The organism is uncultured Bacteroides sp., assembly GCF_910578895.1.
Taxonomy (GTDB): Bacteria; Bacteroidota; Bacteroidia; order Bacteroidales; family Bacteroidaceae; genus Bacteroides.
On the sequence record NZ_CAJTSC010000080.1, the window covers coordinates 1 to 10,326 of the forward strand.

Genomic DNA, 10,326 nt, shown 5'->3' on the forward strand with positions numbered 1-10,326 from the left:
TGTAATTAATTGATTACACATTGTACAGTTCCGCGAAAACTTTGCGGGTTTCATTCGTGGGTATGCAGACATTGGAGGTGGCAATCAAATCCCGTTTGAAAATCAGTTTAAAAGCTGATAGTGAAATACTTGACGAAGTAACTGTGGTGGCTTATGGTACTAAACGCAAGCAAGATTTGGTAGGTTCTATCAGCAGTGTGAAGAATGAGATTATCAGTAATTCACAAGCTACATCCGTATCAAATGCACTTGAAGGAGCCGTGGCAGGTTTGCAGGTTGTAAGTTCTTCCGGACAGCCGGGACAGGATGCCAATATCGTATTGCGCGGTATAGGTTCTATTTCGGCAAGTAACAACGCGCTGATTGTAGTAGACGGAGTGCCTTTCAACGGTAAGTTGTCCGACATCAACCCTACGGATATTGCTTCGGTAAACGTATCGAAAGATGCTGTTTCCAACTCTTTGTATGGTTCTCGTGCAGCCGGCGGCGTGGTTATGATTACTACTAAGACCGGACGCAAGGACAAAGTAGCCATCAACTTCAACGGTACTTGGGGTGTGGCACAACGTGCATACAAAGACTATGATATGGCTACCGACCCGGGAGAGTTCTACCGTTTGACTTGGTATGGTCTTCGCAATACCTACTGGGCAGCCGGCAACTCCATTGAAGATTCCAATCTGGCAGCCAGTCAGGATTTGCTGGGCGAACTGGGTAATTACAATGCTTACATTGTTCCGCAGGGAGAATATCTGGTAACACCCGATGGCCAACTTAACCCCAATGCGCGCCTGCGTTATAATGACACGTTTGCCGATGCCCTGTTCGACAACGCTTTCCGCCAGGAGTACAATGTTTCCGCATCAGGCGGTAACGACCGTACGGATTACTATGTGTCTATGGGTTATTTGGACAATGATTCTTACGTATTAGGTTCTTCTTATGAACGTTTTACGGCTCGCGCCAACGTCAATTCCCAATTGAAACCCTGGTTGAAAGTGGGTACCAATGTGGGATATTCCAAAGCTACGCAAAACGGTGTGTCTGAGAATGCCGGAGCAGCCTCCAATCCTTTCGAAGTAGCACGTTCTTGGGCACCTATCTTCCCGGTTCATGCCTATGACGCAGAAGGTAACATGAAATATTATCAAGACGGAAGCCCCATGTATGATGCCGGAAACGGTGAGACAGACGGCACATCCAAACGTCCTACGGCGACTAACCAGAACGTAATAGCCAACATGAAAGAGGACATCCGTGAAAAGGTATACAATAACCTGACTTCACGTTCGTATATAGAGATTTCGTTCTTGAAGAATTTCAAGTTTACGGCAAACTACAGTTATGATTTCACGAACAACAGCCAGACTATATATTACACGCCGCTTATCGGCGACGGACAGTCTTTCGGCGGTCGTGGCACACAGGGTAGTTTCAATACTACGACCACTAACTTCAACCAGATTTTGGCTTACAGCAACGTATTTGGCGATCATCACCATCTGTCGGCAAAAATAGGTCATGAATACTATAAGTATGAATACAAATACTTTGCAGGACAGAAGACCAACTTCTTTAATCCGAGCAATCCAGAATTGGACAACGGTGGCCAAATGCAGTACATCAGCAGCTACAAGGCGAACCACAACATCGAGGGTTATTTCGGCATGGCAGACTATGACTACCATAACAGATATTATCTTTCTGCTGCTTTCCGTCGCGACGGAACTTCACGCTTCCTGGACCGCTGGGGTAATTTCTGGTCGGTAGGTGCCGCATGGCGTATTTCCAACGAAGCATTCATGGATGGGACAAGTTCTTGGCTGAACGACTTGAAAATACGCGCGTCTTACGGTACCCAAGGTAACGAGGACATTCTTTCGGACTATGGTTATGCTTATGTGTACACGCCTTACCAAGACCAATATACAGTTACCTGGAACGGTTCCGAACTGGGTTATTCACCGGAATTCTACGGTAATCCGGACTTGAAGTGGGAAAAACAGAAGACTTTTGACGTGGGTGTAGACTTCCGCTTATTTGATAGAGTATACGGTTCATTCGAATACTTCTATCGCCGTACGGACGATATGCTCTTCAAACGCCCCGTAGCTTTCTCTACAGCCGGACGCCCATACAACTGGGAAAACCTGGGTGCGATGAAGAATACCGGTATAGAGTTTGAAGTAAACGTAGACATCTTCAACCAACCCGACCTGAAGTGGACGGTATCACTTGTGGGTTCTCACTACAAGAACCGCATCGTGACGCTGCCCGAAGAAAACCGTGAAGACGGTATCACTTCCGGTCCGTTCAACTTGCGTGAAGGCAAGAACCGCTTCGAGTACTATACTTATATGTATGCCGGCATGGACGAAAAAGGAAACGCCATGTGGTATACGGACGAGACCAATGACGAAGGAGAAGTGATAGGACGCACCACTACCACCACTTACGCAGACGCAACCCGTTACTTCATCGGTAAATCCGCGCTGCCCGACTTCAACGGTGGTTTGAGCACTACTTTCTCTTACAAAGGTATCGACCTCTCTATAGCAACCGCTTTCCAAATTGGTGGCTATGCTTATGACTACTCTTACCTGGATGGAATGAGCGCTTCATTCTACGTAGGTCATAACAAGGACATGTGGAAGACGTTCAATCCGGAGACTGGAACAGGCGCACTTCCTATTTGGAATGCCGACAATGCTTCCAACTCTTTCACCCAGCAGTCAGACCTCAACCTGATAAAGGCAAGCTATTTCAATATCCGTAACATCACTTTGGGCTACACATTGCCGAAGAATCTGATGCAGAAATTCGGAGTTGAGAAACTGCGCATCTATGCTACAGCAGACAATCTTGCTTTATGGTCCAAACGTCAGGGCTTCGATCCCCGCGTGGCGATGTCGGGTTCTGATAAAGAATATGGAGGCTATTCTCCGATGCGTGTGATTTCCGGAGGTATCAACCTTACATTCTAAACTAAAAAAATAAAATTGTATATGAAGATAATGAAACATATGATACAGGTGCTCCTTGTCGGAGGCCTGCTTACATCTTGCATTGAAGATGCTGATGTTACCGCTTATTTGACTGAAGACCAACTGGGCAATGTGGCTCAGGAAGATCCTGACAAGGCTTTTTCAGCCGCTGTGGCAGGTATGTATACCGATATGCAGCAGTATGTCGATGTCGATATGCAGCACAACTATTTCGGTCAGAAGAGTTTTGACTACCTGTCATCACTGATGGGTAACGACATGATTATGACCGGACGTTTCGGCATGAGTCTGTATCATTACTTACTGGATTACTGGCAACAGAACTACAACCCGACCAATAACCGTTGGAAAGAGTACTATCGTGCCATAGCCAATGCCAACAGCATCCTCAAACTGATTGACCCCAACAGTGAAGATCCTGCCAATTTGAAATACCGTGCCATCGCCCTCGGTTTCCGTGGCTATGCTTACTTGCAGCTGACTTATCTGTATCAATATTCTTATTATACCGGTGCGGATGGAACGAAATGGGGACATGGAGAAAAATACGACTTCTCTCAGGCTCCGTGCGTGCCGCTTATCACAGAACACACAGAAGGCGACCAGCCGCGCGCCACTGTAGCTCAAATCTATGAACAAATCATGGACGACCTTACTACCGCCTTCGAGTTGTTCAAGAGCCTGGATATGACACACACCTCTTCACCCGCCGATATGGACGGTTGTGTAGTGGCTATGCACTTGGCTCGCGCGAACATGGTTATCCATGAATGGGATGAAGCGATAAAGTATGCGCAAGTGGTAATAGATAATTTCCCTGTATTGCAGGGTGAAGACCAGATATTGCAAGGATTCAGCAACATCGGTTTGCCGGATGTGGTATTCGGTTGCGATGTTACAGCAGATAATGCAACAATTTACAGATCTTACTTCTCGCAGATGGACGCTTATGGCGACGGTTATGCCGGTATCGGTGTATGGCGCGCCGCTTTCAAACCGTTTGTAGACCGCATTGCGGATAATGACATTCGTCTGCAATGGTTCTGCTGCGACCGCTCTACAGGTGTAGACAGCAAAGACAAAAACGGCAACCCTATCCGTGTGACACTACTGCGTGATACCCAATATCCTGCTTCCGTAGAATACCAAGCCGTGAAATTCATCGGTACCGGTCGTGATAACATCAAAGCCGGCGTGTTCAGTGGATGGGAATTGGGAGATTACATCTACATGCGTTCGGAAGAAGCTTACCTGATGAAGATAGAAGCCTTGGCACATAAGGATTCTCCTGCTGCGGTAACCGAACTGAATAACTTCATGAAGACTCGTCAACCCGATTATGATTATGCCTTTACGAACAAGGCGGACCTGATAGAGGAAATCATTTATCAGAAACGCGTCGAGTTTTGGGGAGAAGGTTTGGAGTATATCGACAATCGCCGTTTGAACATTCCTGTAGACCGTACAGACGAAACTTGGGGTGCAGCAAACAACAACCATTTCTCTGCCGCTAAGTTCCGTTATAATCAGGAACAACGTCCGTTCCTTTATCAATTACCGCTTTCGGAAATCGAGAATAACTCTCAGATTACTCCGAACGACCAGAATTGATTAGACTAAAGGATATATTATAAGAAAGGGGTGGATTCAAAACTAAATCCACCCTTTTCTTTTATTGGTAATGTATAAGAGCCTGTTTAAAAACAATCTCCTTACTTAATCATCCCCAAGCAGCCGTCCTTGATTATATCCACCAATATCGGCTTCATTCCGCTGACAAAGCATTCTACGGCAATTACCATCAGGATTAGTCCCATCAAACGCATCATCACATTATTTCCGGTTTCGCCCAACAGATTGACCAGACGGGTAGAAGCTCTCAATATCAGGAAAGTCAGAAAATAGATAAGGGCGATAGTGCCTATAAGCACTCCCTTCATCTCAAAAGAGTGAGCGTCTTGCATCAACACAATCGCATTGGCAATGGCACCCGGACCGCACAGCATCGGAATGCCCAAGGGAGTAATGGAAATGTCATCCGCATACGTCTTGATTTCTTCATCCTTCAATTTCATCGGTGTATAGCGTGCCTGCAACATATCAAAGCCTATCTTGAAAATGATGACACCGCCTGCAATTCTGAAACCATTGGTTGAGATACCGAAGAACTTAAAAAGAAATTGTCCGGCAAAGACAAAGACCATTAAAGTCATAAATGAGACTAACGTTGCACGGCTGACGATAGAACGGCGTTCTCTATCTGTCATTCCTTGCGTCATCGTCAGAAAGACAGGCATCGTGCCCAAAGGATTAGTCAACGTGAAGAAAGATGTGAAACACAATAATGCAAAAGGAACAAGAGCTTCCATAATAGTATTTTTATACGTTTATCATTAAAAACAAAAGTACAACTAATCTATCAATGTCACAATAAATACAACAATTCTTTCAGGTCCGTAATCTGATAGGTGGGAGCAAAGGGCAAATCCACACGGCCGGACAGATTGTAAAACACCTGATGCATTCCTACTCCGGCAGCTCCGGCAATATCGCTTTCCCAACTATCTCCAATCATCAGCGACTCACGCAGTTCGGACTGGGTCGCCGAAAGGGCAAAATGGAAAATATCCGGCCAAGGCTTCAGTATTCCGATATCATCGGAAAGAATTACTTTCTTAAAATAACCGTCAATACCCGACGAGCGCATTTTGTGGAACTGGAGTTCTTTAAATCCGTTGGAAAGGATATACAAATTATATTTGGATGAAAGATACTCCAACACCTCACGTGCATGAGGCATCAACTTTCTTTTGGTGGGAATAGTGGCAAGCGCATCTTTCTCATACGCCTTTGCCAAAGCGGAATCGCATACGCCCACTGTTTCCAAAGGATAAAGATAGCGCTGCCGGTTCAGTTCATCTTTCGTCACTTTCCCGTCGGCATATTCCGCCCATAGTTCCAGGTTGCGACGTTGGTAGAGTGAATAATAGTGTTCGAAAGATGTAAAATAACGGTTGTACCCATACTTCCGGTACATTTCCTCATACGTATCACGAGCGTTGAGAGAAAAAGCCCAAAGCGTATCGTCCAGGTCGAAAAAAAGATTTTTATAAGGCATAGAGGAAATACTAAAAAGGCTGTTTCAAAAGCGCCTTTGCCGGCTTGCTTTTGTAACAGCCCTATCAATTATCAATCAAGCAATTATTTCACCTGAATTACCAAATATCTGGAAACACTCCAAAATTCTTTCGGGTTGGTAATCTTCAAAGTCAGCTGGCCTTTATCGTCTTTTTCCAAAACATAAGAGCCTGTGGAATGGTGAGTCAGGATATCAGCATCTTTAGAATAAAGTTTAATCTCTTTCGTAGTACGGATATCAATCTGGGTAAAGTAGTCCTTGTTGATATCATTATCCTTCAGGACATCCCCTTTTTTAAACAGGCCGGCACCGCTCAAAATCTTCTGGTCTTTCAGTTCTTTCTTTGTTCCGAATACGAACCATGCAGTGTTAAGCGCCTTGTCTTGCTCTGCCACAGTCTTGGCTTTCGTTTCATTTTCGGCAGTAAGTTCATCCTTTACAGCATTCAAATCCGTCACGGCGGCATCCAATTCCTGAATGCGGATATTCTTGGAAGCCAGCTCTGCCTGCAACTCCTCGATGCGCTGGGTTTTCGCGTTCAGTTCCTGCGTCAAAGACTCCACAGCTTTTTTCAATTGCGCGGAATTGGTCTTACTGTTTTTCAGCATGGATTGCAATTTGGCAATCTGCTCTTTGTTTTCTTCCATCTGCTTACGGATGAATTCAATATCCGAAGCTATCTGTTGCTTTGCATTCGGAGCGCCTTCCGCAACCGCGCCACGCTGCAAGTCCACACGATTTTCCGCCGCATTAATTTGGCGGAATCCTTCCGAAATATCATTGAAAGTGCCCATCATCTCGTCCAGTTCAGCATTACGCTGGGTCAATTCCATCAAAAGAGAATCGTTTTCAGCTTTCAATTGGTCTTTGCTACCACCGGAAAAGCTGTCACATGAAGCCATAACGGCTGCACATACAATTAAAACTGCTAACTTTTTCATACGCTTTGTTTTTACGTTTTGTTAATGAAGTTATCTAATCGTCTATTCCTGCTACTACAATTACTATCTCACCACGCGGTTCGTTGGCGGTGAAATGCCCTATCAGTTCGGTGAGTGTGCCGCGTACCGTTTCTTCGTGTATCTTAGATATTTCACGAGCCACGGACGCTTGCCGTTCCGCACCAAAATATTCTGCAAACTGCGTCAGTGTTTTTACCAAACGGTGGGGAGATTCATAGAAAACCATTGTCCGGTATTCTTCCGCCAGCCCTTTCAGACGTGTCATCCTACCTTTTTTCTGAGGAAGAAAACCCTCAAAGCAGAACTTATCGTTAGGCAATCCCGAAGCCACCAATGCCGGAACAAAAGCTGTTGCCCCCGGCAAGCATTCCACCTCGATACCGTTGCGGACGCATTCGCGGACCACCAGAAAACCCGGATCGGAAATGCCCGGAGTACCGGCATCCGAAATCAGCGCCACGGTCTCACCACCCTTTACTCTATTAACAACACTTTCCACTGTTTTATGTTCATTAAATTTATGATGAGATTGCATCGCATTCTTTATATCGAAATGCTTCAATAATATACCGGAAGTCCGAGTATCTTCGGCAAGTATCAAATCCGCCTCTTTCAAGACGCGAATCGCACGAAAAGTCATATCCTCCAGATTTCCTACCGGTGTAGGTACCACGTAAAGTTTTCCCATATCCGTTACTTTTTAACCGAAATATTTTTTGAGAAGTTCTATAAAATCGGCAGCCGCTTCATTTTCTTCGTCCGGCTGTATCGTGGACATAAAAACGGACATCGCTTCGTCCAAAGAAGAAGTTTCACCTAACCGGCGTACCACCTCGTTCATACGCGCCGCGTCTCCACCAAACAATTCACGGGTAAAGCGAAACGAATCATTCAGGCTGATGGCATGGCGCAAGTCTGTAGCCGGCTTAATGCGCTCAGCCAAAATTTGTGTGGGGGAAGCGGCGGTGTCCGCAACATGAGTCGTTTCAACCGGGATTTCTGCCGCAGGGGGAGCGGAAAAGACTTTCAATTCGACCGTGTCCTCCGCAATCTCAGAGACCGCATGCTCTGCCGGAGCCGTCACGGAAGTGTCATCCAGCAATCGTGCCAATGCATTCAGGCGCTCCTGCATCTGACGGATATTCCTTTTGGCAACTGCCTTCAGCACAGGGTTTGTATCAGCGGATATCGACTGAATCAAACATTTCAATTCCTGAACATCGAGTTCTATATCATTCAATAATATTTGCATATCCTTTTCCCGTCCGTATTAATGGGGCAAATGTAGAAATAAATAATGAAAAAATGTCGGGAAGCAAACAAAATCATTACTTTTGCGATTGAATATAACACTTAAAGACATGGTATTATTCTCGGAAGACCACATACAGGAAACCAAACGCAGAGGAAGAATCGAAGTTATATGCGGTTCTATGTTCTCCGGCAAGACAGAGGAACTGATACGCCGTTTGAAACGTGCCCAATTTGCCAAACAGCGCGTAGAAATATATAAGCCGGCAATAGACACACGCTATTCGGAAGCGAATGTCGTGTCGCACGACAGCCGCGCCATATCTTCTACTCCGATAGATTCATCGGCAAGTATCCTGCTGTTCACGTCCGAAATAGACGTGGTGGGGATTGACGAAGCGCAATTCTTTGACGATGGTCTGATTGATGTATGCAACCAGCTTGCCAACAACGGCGTACGCGTAATCGTGGCAGGTCTGGACATGGACTTCCGCGGCAACCCTTTCGGTCCCATGCCGGGACTGTGCGCCATTGCGGACGAAGTGTCCAAAGTGCATGCCATTTGCGTAAAATGCGGCCAGCTTGCCTCATTCTCGCACCGCACCGTAAAAAATGACAAACAAGTGCTGTTGGGCGAAACAGCCGAGTACGAGCCCTTGTGCCGGGAATGTTATTTGCAGGCGATTAAGAAAGACCGATAAGCGAACAAGCAAGTAATCATTTAAAAGCAGGATTCTATGGAACGTAAAAAGATTACATTCGACAGTTTTATCCGTGGTGTCATCCTGGGAGTCGTCATTATCGGCATATTGATGCTTCTGAAGCGATTAAGCAGCGTTCTGTTACCCTTTTTCATCGCCTGGCTCATTGCCTATCTGATATATCCGCTGGTCACATTTTTCCAATACCGCCTGAAGTTGAAGAACAGGATAGTTTCCATATTCTGCGCGTTGCTCACGCTTCTGATTGCAGGTGCCGGAGCGTTCTACCTGTTAGTTCCGCCCATGATACAGGAATGCAGCAGAGTGCAAACCTTATTAGTCCAATACTTTTCCCAAGGAACATATAATAGCAATGTGCCCATTTCCCTCTCCGAATTCTTGCATGACAATATTGATGTCCGAAGCATAACCGGACTATTCGACAAGGAGAATTTACTGGATGCGCTAAAAGCCGCCGTTCCCCGCCTATGGTCCTTGTTGTCGGACTCCATCGATTTACTGTTCAGCGTATTCACCGTATTCATCATCCTGCTATACGTTATCTTCATCTTATTGGACTATGAAAGCATTGCCGAGGGGTGGACACATCTTGTGCCTATAAAATATCGTCCCATCGTTGTGGGCATACTCAACGACATAAAAGCAGGCATGAACAGATACTTCCGCGGACAGGCATTCGTAGCCCTGTGTGTCGGCATTTTGTTCAGTATAGGTTTCCTTATCATCGACTTCCCGCTCGCCATAGGCCTCGGCCTTTTCATCGGAGCATTGAACATGGTGCCTTATCTGCAAATCATAGGTCTTGTTCCCACCATCATACTGGCAATCCTGAAAGCATCCGATACGGGCGGTAATTTCTGGGTAATCATCGCTTCGGCCCTGACGGTATTCATTATAGTGCAAGCCATTCAAGACGGGTTTATCGTACCACGTGTCATGGGAAAAATCACCGGGCTAAATCCTGCCATCATCTTATTGTCACTTTCCATCTGGGGTTCATTGATGGGGATGTTGGGAATGATTATCGCACTCCCGCTTACAACACTAATGCTCTCCTACTACCAACGTTTCATTATCAATAGAGAAATTATTTACAAGGCAAAACCAATTGATAATCAAGAAGAAGAAACTAAAAAGCAGGAATAGTCCAAACTTTTTTTCGTCTCAAGCCTTGCATATTCAATAAAAGTGCCTATCTTTGCACCCGCTTAACAGCAATAAGGATTGATTCGCTAGCTCAGCAGGTA

At 45.6% G+C, this 10,326-nt stretch carries 9 protein-coding genes; 4 read left to right on the forward strand and 5 right to left on the reverse strand.

The window, feature by feature from the left end; genetic code table 11:
* Positions 1-20: 20 nt before the first annotated feature.
* Positions 21-2,984 (forward strand): SusC/RagA family TonB-linked outer membrane protein, encoded by a 2,964-nt coding sequence (locus QZ327_RS13515; protein WP_294620137.1) that lies wholly within the window; start codon positions 21-23, stop codon positions 2,982-2,984.
* Positions 2,985-3,005: 21 nt separating this feature from the next.
* Positions 3,006-4,616, forward strand: coding sequence for a RagB/SusD family nutrient uptake outer membrane protein (locus QZ327_RS13520; RefSeq protein WP_294620139.1), 1,611 nt, complete (start codon positions 3,006-3,008; stop codon positions 4,614-4,616).
* A gap of 101 nt (positions 4,617-4,717) precedes the next feature.
* On the opposite strand, the gene QZ327_RS13525 is transcribed toward QZ327_RS13520, so the two are convergent.
* The 5 genes from QZ327_RS13525 to QZ327_RS13545 form a co-directional block, all read right to left on the reverse strand.
* Entirely contained in the window at positions 4,718-5,377 is a 660-nt protein-coding gene (locus QZ327_RS13525; protein WP_294620152.1) for a MarC family protein, read from the reverse strand.
* Between the two features lie 53 nt (positions 5,378-5,430).
* Positions 5,431-6,123, reverse strand: a complete 693-nt coding sequence (locus tag QZ327_RS13530) for a YjjG family noncanonical pyrimidine nucleotidase (RefSeq protein ID WP_294620141.1) — start codon at positions 6,121-6,123, stop codon at positions 5,431-5,433.
* A gap of 83 nt (positions 6,124-6,206) precedes the next feature.
* The gene (locus QZ327_RS13535; RefSeq protein ID WP_294620143.1) at positions 6,207-7,085 is read right to left on the reverse strand and encodes a hypothetical protein; all 879 of its coding nucleotides are present in this window, start codon (positions 7,083-7,085) and stop codon (positions 6,207-6,209) included.
* 34 nt (positions 7,086-7,119) lie between these two features.
* On the reverse strand, positions 7,120-7,794 hold the full coding sequence (rsmI, locus tag QZ327_RS13540) for a 16S rRNA (cytidine(1402)-2'-O)-methyltransferase (protein ID WP_294620145.1): 675 nt from the start codon (positions 7,792-7,794) through the stop codon (positions 7,120-7,122).
* 12 nt (positions 7,795-7,806) lie between these two features.
* Positions 7,807-8,358, reverse strand: coding sequence for a hypothetical protein (locus QZ327_RS13545; protein WP_294620147.1), 552 nt, complete (start codon positions 8,356-8,358; stop codon positions 7,807-7,809).
* 109 nt (positions 8,359-8,467) lie between these two features.
* On the opposite strand from QZ327_RS13545, the gene QZ327_RS13550 reads away from it, so the two are divergent.
* Both QZ327_RS13550 and QZ327_RS13555 read left to right on the forward strand, forming a co-directional pair.
* Positions 8,468-9,058: a thymidine kinase gene (locus QZ327_RS13550; RefSeq protein WP_294620148.1), complete on the forward strand. Its 591-nt coding sequence runs from the start codon at positions 8,468-8,470 to the stop codon at positions 9,056-9,058.
* Positions 9,059-9,094: 36 nt separating this feature from the next.
* Positions 9,095-10,225, forward strand: a complete 1,131-nt coding sequence (locus QZ327_RS13555; RefSeq protein WP_294620150.1) for an AI-2E family transporter — start codon at positions 9,095-9,097, stop codon at positions 10,223-10,225.
* Positions 10,226-10,326 lie beyond the last annotated feature (101 nt).